Source organism: Salinibacterium sp. GXW1014 (assembly GCF_044769865.1).
In the GTDB taxonomy this organism is placed as follows: Bacteria; Actinomycetota; Actinomycetes; order Actinomycetales; family Microbacteriaceae; genus Homoserinimonas.
In genome coordinates this window covers 374076-398364 of the sequence record NZ_JBIZWA010000002.1, presented here as the reverse complement: position 1 = coordinate 398364, position 24289 = coordinate 374076, and the positions used below count along the sequence as shown (strand labels likewise).

Annotated in this window: 24 protein-coding genes; all 24 read right to left on the bottom strand. The window is 68.1% G+C overall.

The features are described 5' to 3' along the window. Position 1 precedes the first annotated feature (1 nt). The 24 genes from ACIQK7_RS11685 to ACIQK7_RS11570 all read right to left on the bottom strand — a co-directional run bounded on the left by ACIQK7_RS11685 (position 2) and on the right by ACIQK7_RS11570 (position 24255). Positions 2-613: a Trp biosynthesis-associated membrane protein gene (locus tag ACIQK7_RS11685; protein ID WP_403024954.1), complete on the bottom strand. Its 612-nt coding sequence runs from the start codon at positions 611-613 to the stop codon at positions 2-4. After that, on the bottom strand, positions 610-2133 hold the full coding sequence (locus ACIQK7_RS11680) for an anthranilate synthase component I (RefSeq protein ID WP_403024952.1): 1524 nt from the start codon (positions 2131-2133) through the stop codon (positions 610-612). Before ACIQK7_RS11680 ends, ACIQK7_RS11685 begins: the two co-directional genes overlap by 4 nt. Beyond that, positions 2126-2494, bottom strand: a complete 369-nt coding sequence (hisI, locus tag ACIQK7_RS11675; protein WP_403024950.1) for a phosphoribosyl-AMP cyclohydrolase — start codon at positions 2492-2494, stop codon at positions 2126-2128. The genes ACIQK7_RS11680 and hisI overlap by 8 nt, the downstream gene beginning before the upstream one ends. Positions 2495-2506: 12 nt before the next feature. Beyond that, positions 2507-3268 (bottom strand): imidazole glycerol phosphate synthase subunit HisF, encoded by a 762-nt coding sequence (hisF, locus tag ACIQK7_RS11670; RefSeq protein WP_325210557.1) that lies wholly within the window; start codon positions 3266-3268, stop codon positions 2507-2509. A gap of 1 nt (position 3269) precedes the next feature. Then, entirely contained in the window at positions 3270-4109 is an 840-nt protein-coding gene (gene hisG, locus ACIQK7_RS11665) for an ATP phosphoribosyltransferase (protein WP_403025697.1), read from the bottom strand. A gap of 54 nt (positions 4110-4163) precedes the next feature. Beyond that, complete coding sequence (locus ACIQK7_RS11660; protein WP_403024948.1) at positions 4164-4427, bottom strand: phosphoribosyl-ATP diphosphatase; 264 nt, start codon at positions 4425-4427, stop codon at positions 4164-4166. Between the two features lie 44 nt (positions 4428-4471). Beyond that, on the bottom strand, positions 4472-4846 hold the full coding sequence (locus ACIQK7_RS11655; RefSeq protein WP_403024946.1) for an FKBP-type peptidyl-prolyl cis-trans isomerase: 375 nt from the start codon (positions 4844-4846) through the stop codon (positions 4472-4474). 46 nt (positions 4847-4892) lie between these two features. After that, positions 4893-5561 (bottom strand): ribulose-phosphate 3-epimerase, encoded by a 669-nt coding sequence (rpe, locus tag ACIQK7_RS11650; RefSeq protein WP_403024944.1) that lies wholly within the window; start codon positions 5559-5561, stop codon positions 4893-4895. A 9-nt stretch (positions 5562-5570) separates the two neighbouring features. Next, the gene (locus ACIQK7_RS11645) at positions 5571-6965 is read right to left on the bottom strand and encodes an RsmB/NOP family class I SAM-dependent RNA methyltransferase (protein WP_403024941.1); all 1395 of its coding nucleotides are present in this window, start codon (positions 6963-6965) and stop codon (positions 5571-5573) included. Beyond that, positions 6962-7897: a methionyl-tRNA formyltransferase gene (gene fmt, locus ACIQK7_RS11640; RefSeq protein WP_403024938.1), complete on the bottom strand. Its 936-nt coding sequence runs from the start codon at positions 7895-7897 to the stop codon at positions 6962-6964. The genes ACIQK7_RS11645 and fmt overlap by 4 nt, the downstream gene beginning before the upstream one ends. Before the next feature lie 44 nt (positions 7898-7941). Then, the gene (locus tag ACIQK7_RS11635; RefSeq protein WP_403024935.1) at positions 7942-9945 is read right to left on the bottom strand and encodes a primosomal protein N'; all 2004 of its coding nucleotides are present in this window, start codon (positions 9943-9945) and stop codon (positions 7942-7944) included. Beyond that, entirely contained in the window at positions 9945-11141 is a 1197-nt protein-coding gene (gene metK, locus ACIQK7_RS11630) for a methionine adenosyltransferase (RefSeq protein ID WP_325210550.1), read from the bottom strand. The genes ACIQK7_RS11635 and metK overlap by 1 nt, the downstream gene beginning before the upstream one ends. A gap of 24 nt (positions 11142-11165) precedes the next feature. Next, on the bottom strand, positions 11166-12383 hold the full coding sequence (coaBC, locus tag ACIQK7_RS11625) for a bifunctional phosphopantothenoylcysteine decarboxylase/phosphopantothenate--cysteine ligase CoaBC (protein ID WP_403024932.1): 1218 nt from the start codon (positions 12381-12383) through the stop codon (positions 11166-11168). Positions 12384-12393: 10 nt separating this feature from the next. Continuing rightward, positions 12394-12651: a DNA-directed RNA polymerase subunit omega gene (rpoZ, locus tag ACIQK7_RS11620; protein ID WP_147721265.1), complete on the bottom strand. Its 258-nt coding sequence runs from the start codon at positions 12649-12651 to the stop codon at positions 12394-12396. A 22-nt stretch (positions 12652-12673) separates the two neighbouring features. Next, positions 12674-13588, bottom strand: a complete 915-nt coding sequence (gmk, locus tag ACIQK7_RS11615; protein WP_403024929.1) for a guanylate kinase — start codon at positions 13586-13588, stop codon at positions 12674-12676. A 9-nt stretch (positions 13589-13597) separates the two neighbouring features. After that, positions 13598-14440, bottom strand: coding sequence for an orotidine-5'-phosphate decarboxylase (gene pyrF / locus ACIQK7_RS11610; protein WP_403024926.1), 843 nt, complete (start codon positions 14438-14440; stop codon positions 13598-13600). Beyond that, positions 14430-17735 (bottom strand): carbamoyl-phosphate synthase large subunit, encoded by a 3306-nt coding sequence (carB, locus tag ACIQK7_RS11605; RefSeq protein WP_403024924.1) that lies wholly within the window; start codon positions 17733-17735, stop codon positions 14430-14432. The genes pyrF and carB overlap by 11 nt, the downstream gene beginning before the upstream one ends. Then, positions 17735-18880 carry a glutamine-hydrolyzing carbamoyl-phosphate synthase small subunit gene (gene carA, locus ACIQK7_RS11600; protein WP_403024921.1) on the bottom strand — a complete coding sequence of 382 codons (1146 nt, stop codon included), beginning with the start codon at positions 18878-18880 and terminating at the stop codon, positions 17735-17737. The genes carB and carA overlap by 1 nt, the downstream gene beginning before the upstream one ends. After that, positions 18880-19416: a hypothetical protein gene (locus tag ACIQK7_RS11595; protein ID WP_403024918.1), complete on the bottom strand. Its 537-nt coding sequence runs from the start codon at positions 19414-19416 to the stop codon at positions 18880-18882. The genes carA and ACIQK7_RS11595 overlap by 1 nt, the downstream gene beginning before the upstream one ends. Beyond that, positions 19409-20737, bottom strand: coding sequence for a dihydroorotase (locus ACIQK7_RS11590; RefSeq protein WP_403024917.1), 1329 nt, complete (start codon positions 20735-20737; stop codon positions 19409-19411). The genes ACIQK7_RS11595 and ACIQK7_RS11590 overlap by 8 nt, the downstream gene beginning before the upstream one ends. Next, positions 20734-21687 (bottom strand): aspartate carbamoyltransferase catalytic subunit, encoded by a 954-nt coding sequence (locus tag ACIQK7_RS11585; protein WP_403024914.1) that lies wholly within the window; start codon positions 21685-21687, stop codon positions 20734-20736. Before ACIQK7_RS11585 ends, ACIQK7_RS11590 begins: the two co-directional genes overlap by 4 nt. Beyond that, positions 21684-22232, bottom strand: a complete 549-nt coding sequence (gene pyrR, locus ACIQK7_RS11580; RefSeq protein WP_403024912.1) for a bifunctional pyr operon transcriptional regulator/uracil phosphoribosyltransferase PyrR — start codon at positions 22230-22232, stop codon at positions 21684-21686. The genes ACIQK7_RS11585 and pyrR overlap by 4 nt, the downstream gene beginning before the upstream one ends. An 89-nt stretch (positions 22233-22321) precedes the next feature. Then, positions 22322-23224, bottom strand: a complete 903-nt coding sequence (locus ACIQK7_RS11575; RefSeq protein ID WP_403024910.1) for an ABC transporter permease — start codon at positions 23222-23224, stop codon at positions 22322-22324. Further along, entirely contained in the window at positions 23224-24255 is a 1032-nt protein-coding gene (locus ACIQK7_RS11570) for an aliphatic sulfonate ABC transporter substrate-binding protein (protein WP_403024908.1), read from the bottom strand. Before ACIQK7_RS11570 ends, ACIQK7_RS11575 begins: the two co-directional genes overlap by 1 nt. Positions 24256-24289 lie beyond the last annotated feature (34 nt).

Genomic DNA, 24289 nt, shown 5'->3' with positions numbered 1-24289 from the left:
TCTATCGTGACCCCGGAGGGCTCGTCGGGTCGTCGCCGCCGCTGAGCGAGTCCCAGTCGGAGACCTTTGATGGAGCAGCGGCCTTCGTGTCGACCGTGCCGGCTGCGGTGTCGTAGCGCGCCGAGGCCGAGCCCCAGCCCCGCGAGGTCAGCGCCAGCACGATGCCCCACACGAAGACCAGCGCGCCGGCGATGAGGGCGACCACGGGCCACGGCGTGACCTCGAGCGCAACGACAGCGGAGGCGACGGCGGCTTCACCCTCGAGCCCGGTCGAGGAGACCACGGATGCCGTCGCCGCACGGAGCGGATCGATGAGCGTTCCGGAGGCGACCGCCACGACGACGCCGCCAAGCAGCATGAAGACGACCGAGAGCACGACGCGGACCAGGCGCGACGCGATCGCAAGGGCCGCGACGAGTGCCACCATCGCCAGGGCAAGGGGCGCCAGGGCCGGCGCTGCAGTGTCTCCCCCGACCGGGATGCGCTCCTCGAGTGAGATCCCCGGTGCGAGGGTGCCGATGATCCAGGTCTGTGACCACGCCAGCAGCACGGCGCCGCCCAGGAGGGCGCTGACTGCCAGCGCGACCGGCTTCGAGCGAAGGAGCCGCGTCATCCGTCGATCCGTCGCATGGCATTCGCGATTGCCACGGCGCGGAGAGGTGCTGCCGCCTTGTTCTTCGCCTCCTGGTGCTCCAGGGCAGGGTCGGAGTCGGCGACGAGGCCCGCGCCGGCCTGCACCCGGGCGACGCCGCCCGCGATCGTCGTGGTGCGGATCGCGATGGCGAGGTCGATGTCGCCCGCGAGGCCGAAGTAGCCCACCACTCCCCCGTAGAGACCGCGGCGTGAGACTTCGAGTTCGTCGATGATCTCGAGCGCCCGCGGCTTCGGCGCGCCCGAGAGCGTGCCCGCGGGGAAGGTCGCAGTGAAGACATTGAGCGGGGCTGCTTCACCCCGAAGGTCGCCCTCGACACTCGAGACGAGGTGCATGATGTGGCTGTATCGCTCGACCTGCATGAACTCGGTCACCTCGACCGAACCCGGCTCGCATACCTTCTGCAGGTCATTGCGGGCGAGGTCGACGAGCATGAGGTGCTCGGCCCGCTCCTTGGGGTCGCGCAGCAGGTCGTCCGCGAAGGCGACGTCCTCCTCCGGCGTGGCCCCGCGTGGGCGCGAGCCGGCGATCGGATGGCTGAAGACGCGGCCGTCCTGCACCTTGACGAGGGCCTCGGGCGACGAACCGACGACCCAGTATGGCTCCGCCTCGACCGACTCGAGCGAGAGGAGGTACATGTAGGGGCTCGGATTGAGCGTGCGAAGCACCCGGTAGACATCGATCGGCTCGGCTGTGATCTCATGGTCGAAACGCTGGGAGATCACGACCTGGAAGACGTCACCGTCGCGGATGAAGCGCTTGGATGCCTCGACCATGCCGGTGTAGTCCGACTCGGCGATGCGGGGTGTCGGCGCGGGGGCGAGCGACATGTCGACCTCGGCCAGCCACGCCTCGGCGGGTTGCGAGAGTCGTTCCTGCAGGGCATCAAGGCGAGCCGTGGCATCCGCCCAGAGCTCCTCGGGGGTGGACACCCCGTCGTTGAGTGCGGCGACGACGAGCAGCACCGATCCGGTGCGGTGGTCCTTGACGGCGAGCTCCGAGACGAAGCTCATCGCCTGACCGGGGAAGTCGTAGTCGGCCGGGGGCGCATCAGGGAGACGCTCTATCTGGCGCACCGCCTCCCAGCCGATGAACCCGACGAGCCCGCCGGTCAGAGGAGGATGACCCTCGACCTTCGGCGTCGCCCACCGGTGCTGCAGGTGATCGAGCGCGGCAAGAGGACCCTCGGGAATCGCCTCGCCGAACGCCCTCGACTCGTCGAGACCGTAGTCCATCCACCGAGCGCGGTCGTCGTGCTCCGTCAGCACCCCGAACGATGACACCCCGATGAAGGAGAAGCGGGACCAGATGCCACCCTGTTCCGCCGACTCGAGCAGGAACGAGCCCGGGCGGCCATCGGCAAGCTTGCGGTAGATGCCGACGGGTGTCTCCCCGTCGGCGAACACCTCCCTGATCACCGGGATGACGCGGTGTGTCGGAAGCAGGGCATCGAACTGTGCCCGTGTGGTCGAATCATTCATCGTCTGGACTTCCCAAGGCCGGCTCGAGCGGGTCGACATCGAAGCAGCGGCGCGCCCCAGTGTGGCAGGCGGGCCCCACCTGGTCGACGCTCACGAGGATCGTGTCAGCGTCGCAGTCGAGGGCGGCACCACGGACGAACTGCATGTTGCCCGAAGTGTCGCCCTTGCGCCAGTACTCCTGGCGAGAGCGAGACCAGAAGGTGACCCGACCCTCGGTGAGCGTTCGGCGAAGCGCCTCGGCGTCCATCCAACCGAGCATGAGCACCTCGAGGGTGTCGTGCTGTTGGATGATGGCCGGCAACAGCCCGTCGCTGTTGAACACCGCTCGCTCGATCACTGCGTTGACATCGGCTCCGGTCATGAGCGTCGCCTCCTAGCGCACGGTGAAGCCGGCGTCGCGCAGGCCCCCCTTGACGTCGGCCACCGTGAGCTGGCCGAGGTGAAATACGGATGCCGCGAGCACCGCGTCGGCCCCCGCCGCGATCGCGGGTGGGAAGTGCTCGACCGCGCCGGCTCCTCCACTCGCGATGACCGGCACCGAACTGATCTCGCGCATGGCGGTGATGAGCTCCAAGTCGAAGCCCGACTTCGTGCCATCGGCGTCGATCGAGTTCACAAGGAGCTCGCCCGCACCGCGCTCGATCGCCTCGCGGGCCCACTCGAGGCCATCGCGCTCGGTCTCCGTCCTGCCGCCGTGTGTCGTCACGACGAAGCCGGACGGGGTGCGCTCGGAGCGCTTGAGGTCGAGGGAGAGCACGAGCGCCTGCGAACCGAAGCGGTCGGCGATCTCGGAGAGCAGCTCGGGCCGAGCGATCGCCGCGCTGTTGACCCCGACCTTGTCTGCACCGTGCCCCTGCAGCCGGGCCACGTCATCCGTGCTCCGGACACCGCCGCCCACCGTGAGCGGAATGAAGACCTGCTCGGCCGTCGCCTGCACCACGTCGTACATGGTCGCCCGGTCGTCGACCGTTGCGGTCACGTCGAGGAAGGTGATCTCGTCTGCGCCCTGCTCGAAGTAGCGCCGTGCGAGCTCGACCGGGTCTCCAGCATCGCGAAGGTTGAGGAAGTTGACCCCCTTGACGACCCGTCCCGCCGCGACATCGAGGCATGGGATGACTCTCACGGAGACGGTCATGTCAGAGCCTCGCCGCGTGGATGGGGCTCACGAGGATTGCGCGAGCGCCGAGGTCATAGAGCTCGTCCATGATGCGGTTCATGCCGGCCCGGCGCACCATCACCCGGATGGCAACCCACGTCTCATCCCTCAGGGGAGACACGGTCGGCGACTCGAGGCCCGGCGTGATGGAGGATGCCTTCTCGAGGAGTTCGATGGGGAGGTCGTAATCCATCATGACGAACTGGCGTGCGACCAGCACGCCCTGCAGGCGGCGCTGCAGCGTTGCGATCCCGGGGATGCTCGCGTCGGCGCTGATGAGCACGGCGCTCGACTCGAGGATGACAGGCCCGAAGATCTCCAGGCCCTGGGCGCGAAGCGTGGAACCCGTCGAGACGACGTCGGCGACAGCATCCGCGACCCCGAGCTTGACGGCCGACTCGACGGCGCCATCGAGCTTGACCAGCTCGGCCGTCACTCCCCTCTCGGTGAGGAAGTCGCCCACGAGACCCGGGTAGCTCGTTGCCACCCGCACGCCCTGGAGGTCCTCCAGCTCCGAGAAACGACCGGCAGGTCCCGCGAAGCGGAACGTCGAGTCGCCGAAGGAGAGGTTGGTGATCTCCTTCGCATCGGAACCGGAGTCGAGGAGCAGGTCACGTCCCGTGATGCCGACATCGAGTGCACCTGACCCGACGTAGGTCGCGATGTCACGCGGGCGAAGGAAGAAGAACTCGACGTCGTTCTGGGGGTCGGCGACCGTCAGCGCCCTGGGGTCGCGGCGGCCCGCGTACCCGGCCTCGTGCAGCATCTCGGCTGCGGTCTCGGCAAGGGAGCCCTTGTTGGGCACTGCAATGCGAAGCATCATTCTCTCTCTGTGGGCCGGATGCCGGTGTCGAACGTGAGTGGAGGCGGTGGCTCAGAGATGTCGGTAGACGTCTGCCGTCGACAGACCCTTCGCGAGCATCAGCACCTGCAGGTGGTACAGCAGCTGGGAAATCTCCTCTGCCGTCTCCATGTCGGACTGGTACTCCGCGGCCATCCAGACCTCGGCGGCCTCCTCGACGATCTTCTTGCCGATCGCGTGCACGCCCGCATCGAGTTCAGCGACCGTGCGGGAGCCCTCGGGACGCTCGGCGGCCTTGGCCTCGAGCTCAGCGAACAGGTCATCGAACGTCTTCACGGTGTCAAGGGTACTAGCCCCGGAAGCGCCGGACGCCCACGCCCTCAGCTGACGCCGAGCAGGTCGATCACGAAGATGAGGGTGCGGCCAGAGAGCTGGTGTCCTCCACCGGCCGGTCCGTAGGCGAGGTGGGGCGGGCAGATGAGCTGGCGGCGGCCGCCGACCTTCATGCCGGGGATGCCCTGCTGCCATCCGGCGATCAGGCTGCCGAGCGGGAAGTTGATGGACTGGCCGCGGCTCCACGAGGAGTCGAACTCCTCGCCGCTCTCCAGGTCGACGCCGAGGTAGTGCACGTCGACGGTTGCGCCGGGCATGGCCTCAGCGCCCGTGCCGACCTCGATGTCGGTGATGACGAGCTCGGTCGGGGCCTCGCCCTCGTAGAAGTCGATCTCGGGCTTCGTGCGGTTCGTGTCAGTCATGTGACCATCCAAGCAGACGAGAGCGGATGCCCGGGCATCCGATCGGTCAATGGTGGTGCTGTGACGCGAGCGCAGCGGCCCGTAGCGCCTTGATCTGCTCCGCGGGGTCTCCCGCGTTGTAGACGCTCGAGCCGGCGACGAAGGTGTCGGCCCCTGCCTCAGAGGCGATCGCGATGGTCTCCTCCGTGACTCCCCCATCGACCTGGAGCCACACGTCGAGGCCAGTTCGGGAGACGGCCTCGCGCAGTGCCGTCAGCTTCGGCATGACCTCCCGCATGAACTTCTGGCCCCCGAACCCGGGCTCCACCGTCATGACGAGCACCTGGTCGAACTCGGCGAGCAGTTCAAGGTAGGGCTCGACGGGGGTGCCGGGTTTGAGCGCGACGCCAGCTCGCGCACCGATCTGCCTCAGCCGCCGCGCAAGCGACACCGCGTCGGCCGCGGCCTCGGCATGGAAGGTGACGGAGTAGGCGCCCAGTTCGGCGTAGCCGGGGGCCCAACGGTCGGGATCGTCGATCATGAGGTGCACATCGAGCGGCACGGGAGACACCGCCTGGATACGCTCGACCATCTGCGGCCCGAAGGTCAGGTTCGGCACGAAGTGGTTGTCCATGACATCGACGTGCACGAGGTCGGCCGTCGCGATGCGATCGAGCTCACTCTGCATGTTGACGAAGTCAGCCGACAGGATGCTGGGGTTGACGCGCACTGGCATGGGGCGAGCCTATCGAGGCACGCGGAGGAGCGAGATGAACATCGCGTCCGTGCCGTGCCGGTGCGGCCAGAGCTGCACCGTGCCATCCGATTCGCCGAGGTCGAGGGGGTGCGTCACGACATCAGCCAGGACGGCGCCCGCGTCGAGTCGTTCGACCTCCGGATGCCGCTTCAACACCGAGGCGAGCACGGCACGCGTCTCTGCGAGATGGGGCGAGCAGGTCACGTAGGCGACGACACCACCGGGGCGCGTGGCCTTCAGCCCGGATTCGAGCAGCTCCGCCTGCAGCGAGGCGAGCGCGGGAACATCCTTCGGCTGCTTGCGCCAGCGAGCCTCAGGACGGCGCCGCAGCGCGCCGAGTCCCGTGCAGGGGGCGTCGATCAGCACGCGGTCGTAGTGGCCAGGCGTCTCGGTGCCCGCAAGTCGTCCATCGTTCACGGTGACCTGGATCGCTGACGAGATAGGCGCGAGGGCGCGCCGAACGAGTTCAGCCCGCGCCGGCACGACCTCGTTCGCGACAAGCGTGGCACCGGATGCGACCGCCTCGGCCGCGAGCAGGGCCGCCTTGCCGCCGGGGCCGGCACACATGTCGAGCCAGCGCTCCCCCGGTCTCGGCTCGGCGACACGACTCAGCGCGAGCGCGGCGAGCTGCGAACCCTCGTCCTGCACGCGCGCCCGGCCGTCGGCGACGGCGGGGACGCGTGCCGGATCGCCGCCGGAGCTCGTCACGGCGAAAGGCGAATGGTGCCCGGGTTCGCCGCTCAACTCTTCAGGCTTCGAGAGTCCGGGCAGGGCCGCGAGGCTCACAGCCGGGGCGGAGTTGTCGGCCTCAAGAAGGCTCGCCAGCTCGTGCTCCCGCCCCTCGGCGGCAAGTGCCCGTCGCAGGGCGCGGACGACCCACACCGGGTGTGAATGCTCGAGTGCGAAGCGTTCGTCGTCCGAGCGCGGCGCCGCGAGCACCCGTTCGCGCCACTCTGCAGGAGTGCTGCGCGAGATGGTGCGGAGCACCCCGTTGACGAATCCGGTTGCGGAGCGAGAGCCGACCTGGCGCGCCTGCGACACCGCCTCGTCGACGGCAGCGTGCGAGGCCACACGCATCGAGAGCAGCTGGTGCGTGCCGAGACGCAGGACATCGAGGATCGCGGGATCGATCTTGTCGACGGAACGGCCTGCGGCGTGTTCGATGACGGCGTCGTAGTAGCCGCGCTGGCGGAGGGTGCCATAGGTCAGCTCGGTCGCGAGTGCTGCGTCACCCCCGTGCAATCCCGCCCGTTCGAGTTTCACGGGGAGGAGGAGGTTCGCGTAGGCATCCGTCTCCCGCACCGCCGCGATGACCTCGTAGGCGACTCGGCGTGCGGGCTGAACGTTGCCCGGCCGAGGTGCACCGGCTGCTGAACGGCTCATTCCGAGCCTCCAATCGCGTCGAAACGGGTGGGCCGACCCTGCCGTCCGCGCAGCCAGTCCCCCGCCGCCATCGCCTTCTTGCCTGCCGGCTGCACGAGCAACAGCTCGATCGCGGCACCGGCCGTGCCGACCAGGATGCGACCGTCCGTCTCGACCACCTCGCCGGCCTCGAGAGGATGCTCGTGCAGTCCGGGCGCGATCGCCAGGAGTTTGAGGCGCTGTCCTTCGACCTCCGCATAGGCGCCGGGTTCCGGCGTCACGCCGCGGATGTGGCCGGAGACGAGTGCCGGGTGGCGGTCGAAGTCGACGAGCCCATCAGCCTGGGTGAGCTTCGGCGCGAGGGTGACGTCGCCCTCCTGGGGTTCGGGCCGTGCATCGCCCCGCGCGATCGAGTCGACGACCCGCACCACGAGCTCTGCGCCAGAATCTGCCAAGGACCCGAGGAGGTCGCCGGCCGTGTCGCCCGGTGCGATCGACTGGGTGAGACGTCCGAAGACATCCCCCGCGTCGAGTTCCCTCACGAGCTGGAACACCGTCGCCCCCGTCACATCGTCGCCGGCCATCAGTGCACGCTGCACGGGGGCGGCGCCTCGCCAACGCGGCAGGAGGGAAAAGTGGAGGTTGATCCAACCGAAGGGAGGCCGCGACAGCAGCGGTTCCCGCACGAGTCCGCCGTAGGCCACGATGACGCCGAGGTCTGCTTCCAGCGCCGTGACGATTTTGTCGACGCGCTCATCGAGCCGATTGGCCTTGATGACGGGCACGCCATACTCCTGCGCCGCGAGGGCGACGGGCGTTGGCGTCATGACCCGCTTGCGCCCCTGGGGCGAATCTTCGCGAGTGATCACGCCCACGACGTCGTGGGACGATGCCGCAAGGGCGCGAAGGGTGGGGACGGCGGCATCGGGAGAGCCGGCGAAGACGAGACGCATAGCGTGGAAACCACTTCTCACTGGATGACGGGAACGATCGCCCGTCAGAGGAACGGCTCGGGATCGTCGAACCGCACTCTGAGTTTAGGCAGTGGCGCTCGCTCGTTCGATCCGGGTGAGAGGCGACGGCGCCGATTCGCCGCGGCCCGGATGACCTCGGAGCGCAGTGCCGACGCGACCTCTGCCCCTGCGCCATAGTCGAAGCGCACGACGGCGCGGAGGCCATCGTCCGTCAGGGTCGGGCCCAGAACGTCGACGCCCCGCAGGGTCGACACCGCGGCGACGGCATCGTCGACCGGCTCGCGCGACCCCGTGACCGTCGCGACGCGTACCGCCGGTGGAAAGCGGAGCGTGCGTCGCTCGGCCAGCTCGCGAGCGACAAAGTCACTCGTGCGCCAGGTCGCGAGCGCCTTGGCGAGGTCACCGCCGACACCCACGAGCACGGTCGGCGCCCCCGGTGCGGCGAGGGACACCGCGCTGGCCCACCAGCGGAGGCAATCCTCGGCGACCGTGAGGCTCTCCCGTGCCAGCATCCGCTCCCCGTCGAGCAGCAGTACAGCGCGGTAGCCGCCGGCAGCGACCGGCTCAGCGCCTCGAGTCGCGATCACGAGTGCGGGCTTGGCGGACACGGACTCGAGGGGGCGATCGCCGTCGGACACGACGACGCGCACCCCGGGGAAAGCCCTGCCCAGGTCGTCGGCCGTGCGCTGCGAGCCCTGCCCCACCGTGCGCATCCGGTCATGGCCACACTCCGAACACCGCCACGCGGTCGCGATGGCTCCGCAGAGCCGGCACGACGGAGCGGAGCCAGCCGTGCGCATCGCGAGAGGCCCGCCGCAGGTGGCGCAGCGGCACGCCACGCCACACGAGGCGCAGGCCAGCTTCGGCGCATACCCGGGCCGAGCCACCTGGACCAGCACGGGGCCGGCATTCAAAGCCTCCCTCGCCTCGCGCCAGGCGAGCGACGGGATGCGGGCGACGGCCGCGAAACCCTCGGCCGATTCCTGCGCAGCGGTCGCTATGACCCGCGGGAGCACGGCACGGGGAGGCTCCACCGCCGTCAACCACCCGAGCTCGACGAGCCGCTCGGTCTCCGCGCTGCGCACGTGCGAGGCGAATATGAGGGCGCACGACTGCTGTTCCTGCCGCACGAGCGCTGCATCCCTGGCGTGCACGTAGGGGGCCAGGGGCTCGGAATGAAGCGGGTCGCCATCATCCCAAAGCGCAATGAGACCCAGGCGGGCGGCGGGCGCGTAGACGGCGGAGCGATTGCCGACGACCACCTTCGGCACATCATCCAGGGCCGTGAGGTGTGAACGGTAGCGCTCCGGATTCGACTGACGCGCGTCGCAGCGCACGATTCGCTCGGCGGGAAGCACCGCGTGGAGCGCGGCCAGGAGCTGGTTCTGGTCACGATAGTCCGGCACGGCGAGGATTGCGCTCGTGCCCTCGGCAAGCGCGTGGCTCGCCGCCGCCGCGAGCGTGACCGCCCAATGCGCGATCCACTGGGGCTCGTCGCCGCCGTCCGCGGCCGGAAGCGCCACGACTCGCGGGATCGCCGAAAGGGCCACGCGTTGCCTGCCCGCAATGAGCTCGCGGAGGCGCCCCTCGCCATACTCGGGGACCTCTGCGGGCGAGACATGCGTCGTGCCCGACTCGTCCTTCGATTGACCCGCAGCCTGCAGCCAGGCCTTCTCAACGCGAACCTGGCGCCGGGGAACGGCAAGCCTCACGACATCGCTTGCCGTCCCTGCGGCGCGGTCGGCGACGCGCCGCGCCAAAGACCACACCTCGGGCGCAAGGACGGGCACGGTCGAGACGACCTCTTCGAGCGGGCTCAGCTTGCCGTCGTAGTCGGCGTCATCGCTGACCTCGACCACATAGCCGTCTGCGATGCGCCCGACGGAACGAAGCGGCACCCGCACTCGCACGCCGACGGCGCAGTCCCCCGCCATGTCGGCCGGGATCTCGTAGTCGAACAGTCGGTCCAGCTGCGGCAGGGGGGATTCGATCATGACTCGCGCGACGCGCGTCGAGCCCGCCGGCACTAGAGCCTCGCGGCGGAGCGGAGATCGTCGACGCGGTCGAGCCGCTCCCAGGTGAAGTCAGGAAGCTCGCGGCCGAAGTGACCGTAGGCGGCCGTCTGCGCATAGATGGGACGCAGCAGTTCGAGGTCACGGATGATCGCGGCCGGGCGCAGGTCGAAGACCTCCCGGATCGCGTCGATGATGACGCTGTCGGCCACCTTCCCCGTGCCGAAGGTCTCGACATAGAGCCCGACGGGAGCGGCGCGGCCGATCGCGTAGGCGACCTGCAGCTCGAGACGGTCTGCGAGTCCCGCGGCCACCGCGTTCTTTGCGACCCAGCGCATGGCATACGCGGCCGAGCGGTCGACCTTCGAGGGGTCCTTGCCGCTGAAGGCGCCGCCACCATGCCGCGCCGCGCCGCCGTAGGTGTCGACGATGACCTTGCGGCCCGTGAGACCCGCATCCCCCTTGGGCCCACCGATCTCAAACTTGCCCGTGGGGTTCACGAGTAGCTTGACATCCGAGTGATCGAGTCCGGCCTGCGCGAGCACGGGTTCGATCACGAATTCGCGCATCTCCGCCTCAAGGGCGGCCGCGCCCACGCCGGGAGCGTGCTGTGTCGAGAGCACGACCGTGTCGATCGTCTTCGGCACATGTCCCTCGTAGCCGACCGTGACCTGTGTCTTGCCGTCTGGGCGAAGGTAGTCGACGTGGCCGTCCTTGCGCATCTCCGCGAGACGCTCGGACAGGCGGTGCGCCAGCCAGATCGGCACGGGCATCAGCTGCGGTGTCTCGGTGGTCGCGAAACCGAACATGATGCCCTGGTCGCCGGCTCCCTGGCTGTTGAACGCGTCGCCCGTGTCGCCCAGGCGCTCTTCGAGGGCCACGTCCACGCCCTGCGCGATGTCGGGCGACTGCGCCCCGATCGAGACGGTGACACCGCAGTTGCTGCCGTCGAAGCCAACCTCGGAGGAGTTGTAGCCGATGCGCGTGATGACGTCGCGCACGATCCCCGGAATCTCGACATAGCCGTCGGTCGTGACCTCACCCGCGACGTGCACGAGGCCCGTCGTGACGAGCGTCTCGACCGCGACGCGGCTGCGGGGGTCCTGCTCGAGAAGGGCGTCGAGGATCGAGTCGGAGATCTGGTCACAGATCTTGTCCGGGTGACCCTCGGTGACCGACTCGGACGTGAAGAGGCGCAGGGAACTGGTCATGGAGCGGAACCTTCGGTCGTGAGGTCAGATGAGCAGGTCAAGGATATGGTCGGCCACCGACGCCTTCGACCCGGATGCCTCCCCGACGATGGCACCCGATGGGTCGAGCACCGTGATCCTGTTGCTTTCGACGCCGAAACCTTCGGCCCAACCGACGCGGTTGAGCACGAGGAAGTCACAGCCCTTGCGCTTGATCTTCTCGCGCCCGAGTCGGAGCATCTCCTCGTCGTTGCTCTCCGTCTCGGCGGCGAAGCCGATGATCGTCTGGCCCTCGCGGCGCCCCGACGACAGCTCAGCGAGGATGTCGGGATTGCGGACGAGCTCGATCGAGAGCGTGTCGCCCTGCGACTCCTTCTTGATCTTGGACTCCGATACCGAGCTGGGTCGGTAGTCGGCGATCGCCGCAGCCATGATCACGATGTCGTGCCGCGATGACGCCTCCGCCATCGCCTCCCTGAGGTCGGCCGTCGACGACACCCGCACGACGGACATTCCTCGCGGTGCCTCGACCTCGCCGTTGGCGAGCACGAGGGTGACCTCCGCCCCGCGCCGTGCAGCGGCGGTCGCGATCGCGATGCCCTGCCTTCCCGTCGAACGGTTGCCGACGAAGCGCACGGGGTCGATGGGCTCACGAGTGCCACCAGCGGATACGACGATCGAGCGGCCCGTGAGGTCTCGCGGAGCCGCCGCCGCGAGGGCAGCGTCAACGAGCACGTCAGGGTCGACGAGGCGGCCGGGGCCGGAGTCCGAGCCCGTCAGCTGCCCGGAGTCGGGGCCGACGATGGTTGCGCCGCGGTCACGAAGGGTCGCGACATTCGCGACGGTGGCCGGATGCTGCCACATCTCGGTGTGCATGGCGGGAGCGACGACGAGCGGGGCCGTGCTCGCCAGCACCGAGTTGCCGAGGAGGTCATCGGCCATTCCCGATGCCAGCTTGGCGATCGTGTTGGCGGTCGCAGGCGCGATGATGATGACATCCGCCCGCTGGCCGAGGGCGACATGGCGAACCTCAGCGACGCCCTCATAGAGGTCGGTATGCACCTGGTTGCGACTGATCGCCTCGAACGTCGGCTTGCCGACAAAGCGCAGGGCGGCCTCGGTGGCCACGACGTGGACGTCGTGACCCTCCAGCACGAGCCGTCGGATCGCCGCCACGGCCTTGTAGGCGGCAATGCCGCCAGTCACGCCGAAGAGGACGTTGAGCCGTTCAGTGTGCGCGGTCGTTGCTGCGTCGACTCCCATATGAGCGAGGCTACTCGGCGAGCGGCTTCGCTACGAGCTTGTCCTCGTTGATCTCGTGCAGGGCGACCGTGAGGGGCTTGTCGTCGATCGTCGAGTCGACGAGCGGGCCCACGTTGTCGAAGAGGCTGCCTTCGTGGAGGTCAGCGTAGTAGTCGTTGATCTGGCGGGCGCGCTTGGACGCGAAGATCACGAGCGCGTACTTGGAATCGACCTTCGAGAGCAGCTCGTCGATGGGCGGATCGATGATGCCCTGTGAACGGTTGACCATGGTCGGAACTCCTTGAATGCCCTCAGTGGGCCGTCGTGCGTCTGCGAGAGGTAGACATCAAGTCTACGACCTCTTGGGCTGCCTCGCTGACCTTGTGGTTGACGACGCGGTGATCGAACTCGTCCTGGGCGGCGAGTTCGACCTTGGCGGTCTCGAGTCGACGCGCCTGTTCCTCGGCGTCTTCCGTGCCTCGACCGATGAGCCGCCGCACGAGTTCCTCCCAGGTGGGCGGGAGCAGGAATACGAGCACGGCCTCCGGCATCGCGGCCTTCACCGAGCGCGCCCCCTGGATGTCGATCTCGAGGAGCACGCTGCGGCCGGATGCGAGTGCTTGATCGATCGGCCCGCGCGGCGTGCCATAGCGGTAGGCGTTGTGTACGGTCGCCGTCTCGAGCATCTTGCCGGATGCCTCGAGTTCGTCGAACTGCTCGTCGCTGACGAAGAAGTAGTTGACTCCCTCGACCTCACCCGGCCGAGGCGCGCGCGTCGTCGCAGAAACCGAGAGGTGGACATCCGGGAAGTTCTCGCGAATGTATGTGGAGACGGTGCCCTTGCCGACCGCCGTCGGGCCTGCCAGGACGACCAGGCGCCCCCCGCTCCCCTGGGACTCTTCGCGGCTCCGAAGCCACTCCTCGAACCGGAGCCGCTGTCGGCGACCGAGGCCGCCCACCTTCTTGGAATCCGCGATGCCGAGCTCTCGCATGACGGCGGCAACCCGCACGGGACCGAAGCCGGGGATGCTCCCGAGCAGTTCGCGCACCCTGAGGGTCGCCTCCGGGGCGCGCTGCTCGCCATCCCACGCGGCGAGGGCGACATCGAGCGGCGTGCGGGCACCTGTCGCCACGGCACGCTTCACCGCGGCGCGGGCACGCCGTGCCGCGACCGCCGCGACCGCCGCAGCACTCCGATCGACCTCGGGGGGCTTGGAGCTCACCATGACGCCATCCTAGAGAGCCGCCGCGATCTCTTCCGCGTGTCCGCGGATCGCCCGGGCGACGCCGTCGGGTCCCGCACTGAGGATGCTGCGCGAGGCGTTCACGAGCACCGAGGGCGCCACGGCACCGAAGATCGTCTGCAGTTCAGCGATCTTCGCCCCCTGATGCCCGAATCCGGGCGCCAGTACCGGCGTACCGGCGAGCTCGCTCGGATCGATGCCGTAGTCCCGAAGGGACACCGTCGCGCCCAGCACGAGGCCGACAGAGCCCCACGCGGCATCCGGGGTCGACACCGTGTTCCACCGAGCGACGTCGTCGGTGATCGTGGCCGCGACAGATCGGCCCTCCGCGGTCAGCGACTGCTGGATGACGCGGGACTCGGGGTTCGAGGTCGCTGCCAGCACGAAGAGCCCCTTGCCCTCCCTCGCCGCGAGGTCGAGCACGGATGCCAGTGAGGCGACGCCCTGGAAGGCGCTCACGGTGAGGGCATCCGCCTCAAGCGGTGAACCCGGGGTGAGCCATGCCTGCCCGTAGGCCTCCACGCTCGTGCCGACGTCGCCGCGCTTGGCGTCTGCGATCACGAGCAGTCCAGCCTCACGTGCCGTAGCGAGCACCTCCTCGAGCACGGCGTATCCGGCGGCCCCGTGGCGTTCGAAGAAGGCGACCTGCGGCTTGATGACCGCTGCGGCGTCGCCGATCGCGTCGATGACGCGAAGCGAGAGCTCGCGTACGCCCTCCGCCGTGTCGGCGAGGCCCCAGTCCTTCAGGAGGTACGCGTGGGGGTCGATCCCCACGCACAGTCGCCCCGACTCATCGACGGCGGTGCGAAGCCGTTCCCCGAAACTATTCGACAAGTGCCAGCCGTTCGCTTCGCGCCGCTGCGTAGTCCTGCAGGGACGTGACGGTGAAGCCGTCCCGCGTCGACTCGATCGAAGCGACGGCCGCGCCAACCTGCGCGATCGTCGTGTACAGCGGCAGGTCTGCCGCCACGGCAGCCGCGCGGATCTCGTAGCCGTCGGCTCGCGCGCTCCGTCCGCTCGGCGTATTGATGACGATGTCGACCTTGCGCTGGTCGATCAGCTCCACGATGGAAGGCTCGCCCTCGACGGATGCCTCGCCCTGGTCGTACTTGCGCACGACCTCCGCGTGGATTCCGTTGCGGCTGAGGATCTCTGCCGTGCCGAGGGTCGCGAGGATCGTGAACCCGAGCTGCTGGAGCCGCACGACGGGCAGCACGATTGCCCGCTTGTCGCGGTCGGCAACCGAGACAAAGACCGTGCCGCTGTGGGGCAGGCGCACGGATGCCGCCACCTGGCTCTTCGCGAAGGCCCGGGGGAAGTTGGAGTCAAAGCCCATGACTTCACCCGTCGAACGCATCTCCGGCCCGAGGATCGAGTCGACGATGCGGCCGTCTGCCGTTCGGAAGCGCTTGAACGGGAGGACCGCCTCCTTGACCGCGACCGGCGAGTCCATGGGGATGACCGATCCGTCGAGGGCGGGCAGCATCCCCTCCTCGATCAGTTGGGCGATGCTCGTGCCGACCATGATTCGGGCGGCTGCCTTGGCGATCTGGGTGCCCGTCGCCTTCGCCACGAAGGGTACCGTGCGCGATGCGCGAGGGTTTGCCTCGAGCACGTAGAGCACGCCAGCACCGATCGCGAACTGCACGTTGAGCAGGCCGCGCACGCCGAGTCCCGCCGCGATGGCGTGGGTCGCCTGGCGCACACGCTCGATCTGGTCGCGTCCCAGGGTCACGGGAGGCAGCGTGCAGCTCGAGTCACCCGAGTGGATGCCCGCCTCCTCGATGTGCTCCATGACGCCGCCCACGTAGAGCTGCTCACCGTCGTAGAGGGCGTCGATGTCGATCTCCACGGCGTCGTCGAGGAAGCGGTCGACGAGGAGCGGGTAGCCCTCCGCGATGACGACCTGGCCCTCCATGCGACGGAAGTAGTCCTCGAGGGAGGGCGTGTCGTACACGATCTCCATGCCGCGGCCCCCCAGGACGAAGGAGGGTCGCACAAGCACGGGGTACCCAATCGCCTCGGCGACCTTCACGGCGCCGGCCGGGTCGACCGCGGTGCCGTTGCGGGGTGCCACGAGACCGGCTTCGTCGAGGATGCCCTGGAAGAGGCCGCGCTCCTCCGCGAGGTCGATCGCTTCAGGCGAGGTGCCGAGGATCGGCACGCCCGCCTCCTTGAGGCCCTTGGCGAGGCCGAGCGCGGTCTGCCCGCCGAGCTGCACGATGACGCCGACGAGCTCGCCGCTCGCGCGCTCCGCGTCGATGATTTCAAGCACGTCCTCGAGCGTCAGCGGCTCGAAGTACAGGCGGTCGGACGTGTCGTAGTCCGTCGAAACAGTCTCGGGGTTGCAGTTGATCATGATCGTCTCGAAACCGGCATCCGAGAGTGCGAACGACGCGTGCACGCAGGAGTAGTCGAACTCGATCCCCTGGCCGATGCGGTTCGGGCCGGAGCCCAGGATGACGACCTTGCGACGGTCGCTCGGCGTCACCTCGGTCTCCTGCTCGTAACTCGAGTAGTGGTACGGCGTGAGTGCAGGGAACTCACCGGCACAGGTGTCAACCGTCTTGAAGACGGGGCGCACCCCGGCGTCGTGGCGGGCATCCCGCACCTGCTGCTCGGTGAGGCCCCGCAGCTCAGCGATCTGCTGGTCGCTGAAGCCGTGCTCCTTGGCGTGCCGCAGTACGGTGGCGTCGAGCGTGGCCGCAGCCGCGACATCCGCCGCCACCTCGTTGATGAGCACGATCTGGTCGATGAACCAGGGGTCGATTCCCGTGGCGTCGAAGACCTCCTCGACAGTTGCTCCGGCAACGAGAGCCTGCTGCACCGTCACGATGCGCCCATCGGTCGGAACGGATGCGACGGCAAGCAGTTCCTCCTTGCTGCGGGCATCTCCGTTCCAATGGAACGACGAGCCGCGCTTCTCGAGCGAGCGAAGCGCCTTCTGGAGTGCGGTCGAGTAGTTGCGACCGATTGCCATCGCCTCGCCGACCGACTTCATGGTCGTCGTGAGCGTCGTGTCGGCCGCGGGGAACTTCTCGAAGCCGAAGCGGGGAACCTTGACGACGATGTAGTCGAGCGTCGGCTCGAAACTCGCCGGGGTCACGCGGGTGATGTCGTTGGGGATCTCGTCGAGGCGGTACCCGATCGCAAGCTTCGCGGCGATCTTGGCGATCGGGAACCCCGTGGCCTTCGAGGCGAGCGCACTCGAGCGGGAGACGCGGGGGTTCATCTCGATCACGATGACGCGCCCCGTCTTGGGGTCGATCGCGAACTGGATGTTGCAGCCGCCCGTGTCGACACCCACCGCGCGGATGATCTCGATGCCGATGTTGCGCAGGTTCTGGAACTCGACATCCGTGAGCGTCAGAGCCGGCGCGACGGTGATCGAGTCGCCCGTGTGCACGCCGACGGGGTCGACGTTCTCGATCGAACAGACGACGACCGTGTTGTCGGACGTGTCACGCATGAGCTCGAGCTCGTATTCCTTCCACCCGAGGATCGACTCCTCGAGCAGCACCTCGGTCGTGGGGCTCTGGTGGAGCCCATCGGTCACCATGCGCACGAGGTCCTCGCGCGTGTAGGCGAATCCCGAGCCGAGGCCACCCATCGTGAAGGAGGGGCGGATGACGAGCGGGTAGCCGAGGTCCTCCGCGAACTCGATCGCCTCATCGAGCGTGTGCGCGATGTGCGAGCGCGCGACATCCGCCCCGCACTCCAACACGAGCTCCTTGAAGATCTGGCGGTCCTCACCCTTCTGGATCGCCTCGAAGTTGGCGCCGATCAGTTCGACGTCATACTTCTCGAGGATGCCGTGCTCGTGCAGGTCGATCGCGGCGTTGAGCGCGGTCTGGCCGCCGAGCGTCGGAAGGATCGCGTCTGGCTTCTCCTTCTGGATGATCGTCTCGATGACCTCCCACGTGATCGGCTCAACGTAGGTCGCGTCGGCGAAGTCGGGGTCGGTCATGATCGTCGCCGGGTTCGAGTTGACGAGGATGACGCGCACGCCCTCCTCTCGCAGCACCCGGCACGCCTGCGTGCCCGAGTAGTCGAACTCGGCCGCCTGGCCGATGACGATGGGGCCGGAGCCGATGACGAGGACGGACTTGATGTCGTCGCGCTTGGGCATTACTTGCTTTCCTTCTGCTTGTGCTCGAGCACCATGTCGCGGAACCGATCGAAGAGGTAGTTGGCGTCGTGCGGGCCAGCCGCCGCCTCGGGGTGGTACTGCACGGAGAATGCGGGGATGTCGAGCGCGCGGAGGCCCTCCACGACGTTGTCGTTGAGGTTGACGTGGCTCACCTCGACCCGGCCGAAGCCGGCGGGCGAATCGCTCGGGCCGTCGGTCGGTGCATCCACTGCGAAGCCATGGTTGTGCGAGGTGATCTCGACGCGCCCAGTGCCCTTGTCGACGACGGGCTGGTTGATGCCACGGTGCCCGAAGGGGAGCTTGTAGGTGCCATATCCGAGGGCGCGCCCCAGCAGCTGGTTGCCGAAGCAGATGCCGAAGAAGGGCAGCCCTTCGCGGAGCACATTCTGCAGCAACTCGACGTGCTGGTCGGATGCACCGGGGTCGCCCGGCCCGTTGGAGTAGAAGACAGCATCCGGTTCAACAGCGAGCACATCGTCGATCGACGCCGTCTGCGGCAGGACGTGCACGTCGAAGCCGCGAGCCGAGATGTAGTTGAGGGTCGAATCCTTGACACCGAGGTCGAGCACCGCGACGGTGCCGAGCCGATCACCCTCGGCCGGGATGACGTATGCGTCGGTCGTCGAGACGTTGCCGGAGAGGTTCTGCCCGACCATCCCCTCGGCCGCGCGCACCGCCGCGAGCTGCTCCTCGGGTGACAGTTCCGCGTCCGCGCCGGAGAACACGCCCGCCCGCATGGCCCCGGCATCGCGGATGCGACGGGTGACGGCACGGGTGTCGATGCCGCTGATGCCAACGACGTTCTCACGTTCGAGGCGCTCAGCGAGGTCACCCTCTGCGCGGTAGTTGGAGACGACTCGGGAGGGGTCGCGCACGACGAAGCCGTTGACCCAGATGCGCTTCGACTCGTTGTCCTCGCTGTTCACCCCCGTGTTGCCGATGTGGGGCGCCGTCATGATGACGATCTGGCCCGCGTAGGACGGATCGGTGATCGTCTCCTGGTATCCGGTCATGCCGGTCGCGAAGACCGCCTCGCCCAGGGTCGTGCCGCGGGCGCCGTAGGCACGTCCCGTGTATCTGCTGCCGTCCTCGAGTACGAGCACGGCGGGTTCTGCGATGGCCACTAGGCGGTTCCTCCCTGGGCGGATGACGGTGATGTCTGGTTGATGAGTTCGGTGACGGCGGCGATGAAGTCCGCCGCGAAGGTGGGTGCGTCGAATCGCAGATAGGAGTCGACGGGAGTGGACTCCCCCGAGTCGGCGACGAGGCGCCATGCGAGTAGGACGAGGCCGTCTGGCTCGACCACACGGTCGATCGCCCAGGTCGCCCGGTCGATGCCGACAATCTCCCCTGCGGGAATCCAGACGGGCGCCTGGCCCGGGATCGTCAACGCGACACCCGCGCCGTTCGTGGCGATCGAGGCGCGGGCGCGGAAGCCCAGCCCGCCCACCGCGATGCGCTCGAGCGGCTCCCCCGCGACCGTCGTGGCCACGTAGAAGACGTCAGAGGTGAAGCCCGCGTCCGCAAGGGCGCCATCGAGCCGGCGCGGCGCCGGAATCGACGATTGCCGACGACGGCGGTTGTACCAACCCAGCACCATGAGACCCAGCAGCACGACCATCAGCGCAAGCACGATTGCCATGAGCACGTTCTTATCCACGGTGGCCTCCTCCCGAGCGCAGGGCGTCGGCATCGACGAGGGCGCCGTCAAGCACGGTCGCGCGGCCCGCATGCACGGTCGCGACGACGCGGCCGGGGAGCGAGAGCGAGAGATACGGCGAGTTCGTGCTCTTGCCCCGAAGGTCGCCCTTCTCGATGACCCGCGATGCCGTTTCGTCGTAGAGGGTGAAGTTCGCTTCCGCACCCACCGCGATGCCGCGCTCGTAGCCGGAGAGTCGCCCGATCTCGGCGGGAACTCTCGAGAAGACGCGCGCGACATCCGCCCAGTCCAAGTGGCCCGAGTCGACGACGGATGCCTGCACGACCGACAGCGCGGTCTCGAGTCCCACCATCCCGAAGGCGGCGCCCGACCATTCGCAGTCCTTGTCCTCGGCCGGGTGCGGGGCATGGTCGGTCGCGACGATGTCGATCGTGCCGTCGGCGAGCCCGGCGCGGAGTGCCTGGACATCTTCCGCGCGGCGAAGCGGTGGATTGACCTTGTATCGCGCGTCGTAGCTGCGCACGAGCTCCTCATCGAGGAGGAGGTGGTGCGGAGTCACCTCGGCCGTCACCGCAATACCGCGGGACTTGGCCCAGCGCACGACCTCGACGGAGCCGGCCGTGGAGAGGTGGCAGATGTGGACTCGCGAGCCGACGTGTTCGGCGAGCAGCACGTCGCGCGCGATGATCGCCTCTTCCGCGACAGCGGGCCATCCTGCGAGTCCCAACTCGCTCGAGACGACGCCCTCATTCATCTGGGCACCCTCGGTGAGACGTGGTTCCTGCGCGTGCTGGGCGATGACTCCGTCGAAGGCTTTGACGTACTCAAGGGCCCGGCGCATGAGGAGGGGGTCTGAGACGCACTTGCCGTCGTCGCTGAAGACGCGCACCGCTGCGCGGCTGCGGGCCATGGCGCCGATCTCCGCGAGGGCCTCGCCATTCAGCCCGACCGTGACCGCGCCGACGGGACGAACCGTCACGTAGCCAGCGGCGTCCCCGAGGGAGGCGACCTGCTCGACGACTCCTGCCGTGTCGGCGACGGGCGAGGTGTTTGCCATCGCATGCACGGCCGTGAAGCCACCGGCTGCCGCTGCGCGAGATCCCGTCAGCACGGTCTCGCTCTGCTCGAACCCGGGCTCACGAAGGTGGGTGTGGAGGTCGACCAGGCCAGGCAGAGCGATGAGACCGGCGGCGTCGATGACCCGTGCTCCGCCCTCGCTGAGGCCAGAGCCCATCTCCGCGATGACTCCGTCGCGCACGAGCAGGTCGGTCGAATCGCCGCCCAGTAGCCGCGCGCCCTTCACAACGATCGACTCGCTCATGCCAGGTCCTCCCGTTCGCCAGAAAGCAAGAGGTACAGCACAGCCATCCTCACCGAAACCCCGTTCGAGACCTGCTCGAGAACCGTCGAGCGCGCTGAATCCGCTGCTCCAGAGGAGATCTCGAGCCCGCGGTTCATCGGTCCGGGGTGCATGACAATCGTACCCTCGTCAAGACGGGCCAACCGTTCGTCATCGAGCCCCCACAGCCGGGCGTACTCGCGTGCCGTCGGAAAGAACGCGGCGCTCATGCGCTCGGCCTGCACGCGGAGCATCATGACGACGTCGGCCGGCCTTGCAAGCGCGGAATCGAGTGAGTAGTCGACCGTCACCGGCCACGTCTCCACCCCGACGGGCAGGAGCGTCGGCGGGGCCACGAGCCGCACCTCTGCCCCGAGCGTCGTGAGGAGCCAGGCGTTCGATCGGGCAACTCGAGAGTGCAGGACGTCGCCCACGATCACGACCGACAGGCCGGCAAGGTCGCGGCCCCTGGCATCCCCACCGAAGAACCGGCGCCGGATTGTGAACGCATCGAGCAGGGCCTGCGTCGGATGCTCGTGCGTGCCGTCGCCCGCATTGACGACGCCTGCGTCGATCCAGCCGCTCGTGGCCAGCACTTGTGGAGCGCCGGATGCTCCGTGCCGCACGACGACCGCGTCGGCGCCGATCGCGGCGAGCGTCTGAGCCGTGTCCTTCAAGCTCTCGCCCTTCGAGACGCTCGAGCCCTTCGCGGCGAAGTTGATGACATCCGCGCTCAGGCGCTTGGCCGCGGCCTCGAAGGAGATCCGCGTGCGGGTCGAGTCCTCGAAGAAGAGGTTGACGACGGTCTTGCCGCGGAGTGCGGGAAGCTTCTTGATCTCGCGGGTCGAGACATCCGCCATGTCCTCCGCGACGTCGAGGATCGCAACCGCCTCGTCTCGACTCAGGTGCCGGGTGCTCAGGAGGTGCCTCACGCGGGGTCTCCCTCGGGTGAGACAATGCTCACGTACTCATCGCCGTCGACCTCCGTCAGCCGCACATTGATGCGCTCGTGCTGCGAGGAGGGAAGGTTCTTGCCGACGAAGTCCGGGCGGATGGGAAGTTCACGGTGCCCGCGGTCGACGAGTGCTGCGAGTCGCACCGCGCGGGGACGTCCGAGGTCACCGAGCGCGTCGAGTGCCGCCCTGATCGTGCGACCCGAGTACAGCACGTCATCGACGAGCACGACGACGGCCCCGTCGATGCCGCCGGACGGGATCTGAGTCGGCGAGGGGGTGCGGATGCGGCCCCGCGAGAGATCGTCGCGGTACATCGTGACGTCGAGGGAGCCGTGTGGCACGGGCACAGCGGCGATCTGGGACATCGTCTCGGCGATCCGTCGGCCGAGGAGCACTCCGCGCGTGGGGATCCCGAGGAGAACGATGCCGTCGGCTCCGCGATTGGATTCAAGGATCTCGTGCGAGATACGCGTGAGTGCGCGCGCAATATCAGCCTGCTGGAGAACGACTCGCTCCGGCATTCTGACCTCCTTTCCCGCCTCACAGGACGGTGGTTAAAGGATGTCGTGGTGTTTCGACCAGCATACAGTCCGGTCGAGACTCTCCAGCGTCAGGACCAGCGCTTGAGCAGGTACTTCTCGAGAAGACCGATCAGCGCATCCGTCGTCTTGCCAAGGATGCCGAGGAGGATGATCGTCAGGAACATGCGGTCGACCCTGCCGTTGTTCTGCGAATCGACAAGCAGGAAGCCCAGGCCCATTGACGAGGCGATGAGTTCTGCCGCCACGAGAAAGAGCCACGCCTGTGCGAGCGCGAGGCGCAGCCCGGAGACGATGCTTGGGACGACGGCCGGCAGTTGGACCTGCGTGAGGAGCTCCCAGCGACTCAGGCCGTAGGCGCGCCCGAGCTCGACGAGGTGTGCGTCGACGTGGCGGAGCGCACCCGCAACCGTCGTGTAGACGGGGAAGAGGGCGCCGATGGCAATGAGCGCGACCTTGGAGTCCTCATTGATGCCGACGTACAGCACGAGGAGAGGGACCCAGGCGAGTGAAGGAACGGCCCTGAAGGCGCCGACCGTTGGGGACAGGAAGGCGCTCCCCCACTTCGAGAGACCCACGAGGGCACCGAGTGCCAGACCGATAAGCGATCCTGCCGCGAAACCGATGAGCACGCGCTGTGTCGAGATCGCGATGTGGGTCAGCAGCGTACCGTTCGAGCCGAGTTCGACGGCGGCCTCGAGCACGGACGTCGGGGAAGGCAAGCGGTGTTCGGGCACGAGTGCCAGCGCTGAGATGGTCCACCATGCAGCGAACAGCAGGACTGGTAAGACCACACCGGCGGCGATCAGCCAAGCGCGCGTGCTCCGCCGGCTGCCAGCAGGCGCATCAACGGGAGGATTCGCCTCGGATCCGGCGGCGGAATAGCCGTAGGTCGACGAGTACTGGTGGAGGCTCGCGGGAGCCCCCGCGCCCGTCTCGGGCGCAGGGGCTTCAACGATTGTGTGGTTCGGCATCAGTCCCCGATCGCGGCCGGGTCGGCCTTGGCGAAGAAGCTGTCGTTGAAGAGCGAGTCGAGCGCCTCATCGATCTGCTCCTGCGTCTTGACGTCCTGCGACTCGACGAAGATCGGCCCGACGATCTCGAGCACATCCCGCTGCTTCTTACCGGGCTCGCCGATCCCCTCGAGGATGGTGCGCTCGTTGAGCACCTTGTCAGCGACCGCGATGTCGATACCCGCGACATCCGCGAGGATCTGCGCCGCCTCGTCAGGGTTCTCCTGCGTCCACTGCCGGGCCTTCTCGTAGGCGTTCACGACGACCTGGGCAACATCCGCGTGGTTCTCGATGAAGTCCTCGGTGGCGTTGAGGAAGCCGTAGGTGTTGAAGTCCACGTTGCGGTAGACCAGCTTCGTACCCGACTGGATCTCGGTCGTCGCCATGATCGGATCGAGCCCAGACCAGGCGTCGACCGCGCCCGAGGTGAGAGCGGCGCCGCCGTCGGCGTGCTGCAGGTTCTCGATCGTGACCTCGTCGAGACCGATGCCAGCCTCCTCGAGGGTCTGGAGCAGGAAGAAGTATGGGTCGGTGCCCTTGGTAGCGGCGATGCGCTTGCCGCGGAGGTCCTCGGCGCTCTCGATATCGGAGTCAGCGCCGACGACGATCGCCGCCCACTCCGGCTGCGAATAGATGTCGATGACCTGGATGGGCGAGCCGTTCGACCGGGCGAGCAGCGCGGCGGAGCCTGCGGTCGAGCCGACGTCAACGGCCCCCGCGCGGAGTGCCTCGTTGGCCTTATTGGAGCCGGCGGACTGCAGCCAGTTCACGGTGACGCCCTCGAGCTCGTCCTCGAGCCAACCCTGCTCCTTGATGACGAGGCTCAGCGGGTTGTAGGTCGCGAAGTCGATGTTGAGTGTGTCGGTGCTCCACTCCCCCGCGTTCACGGCGTCCTCCTGAAGTGCGCTGCCCTCACCGGCAGCGCAGCCGGTCATGAGTAGGGCGCCGGCGGCAACAAGGGCAATGGAGGAGGCGAGGGATTTGCGTCGCATGTGGTGGTCGTCCTAGTTCAAGAAGAGGTGCTGT

Bases quoted from the DNA above. Each gene is read 5' to 3' on its own strand.
- ACIQK7_RS11685 (WP_403024954.1), bottom strand. From the start codon at position 613: ATGACGCGGCTCCTTCGCTCGAAGCCGGTCGCGCTGGCAGTCAGCGCC.
- ACIQK7_RS11680 (WP_403024952.1), bottom strand. From the start codon at position 2,133: ATGAATGATTCGACCACACGGGCACAGTTCGATGCCCTGCTTCCGACA.
- hisI (WP_403024950.1), bottom strand. From the start codon at position 2,494: ATGACCGGAGCCGATGTCAACGCAGTGATCGAGCGAGCGGTGTTCAAC.
- hisF (WP_325210557.1), bottom strand. From the start codon at position 3,268: ATGACCGTCTCCGTGAGAGTCATCCCATGCCTCGATGTCGCGGCGGGA.
- hisG (WP_403025697.1), bottom strand. From the start codon at position 4,109: ATGCTTCGCATTGCAGTGCCCAACAAGGGCTCCCTTGCCGAGACCGCA.
- ACIQK7_RS11655 (WP_403024946.1), bottom strand. From the start codon at position 4,846: ATGACTGACACGAACCGCACGAAGCCCGAGATCGACTTCTACGAGGGC.
- rpe (WP_403024944.1), bottom strand. From the start codon at position 5,561: ATGCCAGTGCGCGTCAACCCCAGCATCCTGTCGGCTGACTTCGTCAAC.
- ACIQK7_RS11645 (WP_403024941.1), bottom strand. From the start codon at position 6,965: ATGAGCCGTTCAGCAGCCGGTGCACCTCGGCCGGGCAACGTTCAGCCC.
- fmt (WP_403024938.1), bottom strand. From the start codon at position 7,897: ATGCGTCTCGTCTTCGCCGGCTCTCCCGATGCCGCCGTCCCCACCCTT.
- metK (WP_325210550.1), bottom strand. From the start codon at position 11,141: ATGACCAGTTCCCTGCGCCTCTTCACGTCCGAGTCGGTCACCGAGGGT.
- coaBC (WP_403024932.1), bottom strand. From the start codon at position 12,383: ATGGGAGTCGACGCAGCAACGACCGCGCACACTGAACGGCTCAACGTC.
- rpoZ (WP_147721265.1), bottom strand. From the start codon at position 12,651: ATGGTCAACCGTTCACAGGGCATCATCGATCCGCCCATCGACGAGCTG.
- gmk (WP_403024929.1), bottom strand. From the start codon at position 13,588: ATGGTGAGCTCCAAGCCCCCCGAGGTCGATCGGAGTGCTGCGGCGGTC.
- carB (WP_403024924.1), bottom strand. From the start codon at position 17,735: ATGCCCAAGCGCGACGACATCAAGTCCGTCCTCGTCATCGGCTCCGGC.
- ACIQK7_RS11590 (WP_403024917.1), bottom strand. From the start codon at position 20,737: ATGAGCGAGTCGATCGTTGTGAAGGGCGCGCGGCTACTGGGCGGCGAT.
- pyrR (WP_403024912.1), bottom strand. From the start codon at position 22,232: ATGCCGGAGCGAGTCGTTCTCCAGCAGGCTGATATTGCGCGCGCACTC.
- ACIQK7_RS11575 (WP_403024910.1), bottom strand. From the start codon at position 23,224: ATGCCGAACCACACAATCGTTGAAGCCCCTGCGCCCGAGACGGGCGCG.
- ACIQK7_RS11570 (WP_403024908.1), bottom strand. From the start codon at position 24,255: ATGCGACGCAAATCCCTCGCCTCCTCCATTGCCCTTGTTGCCGCCGGC.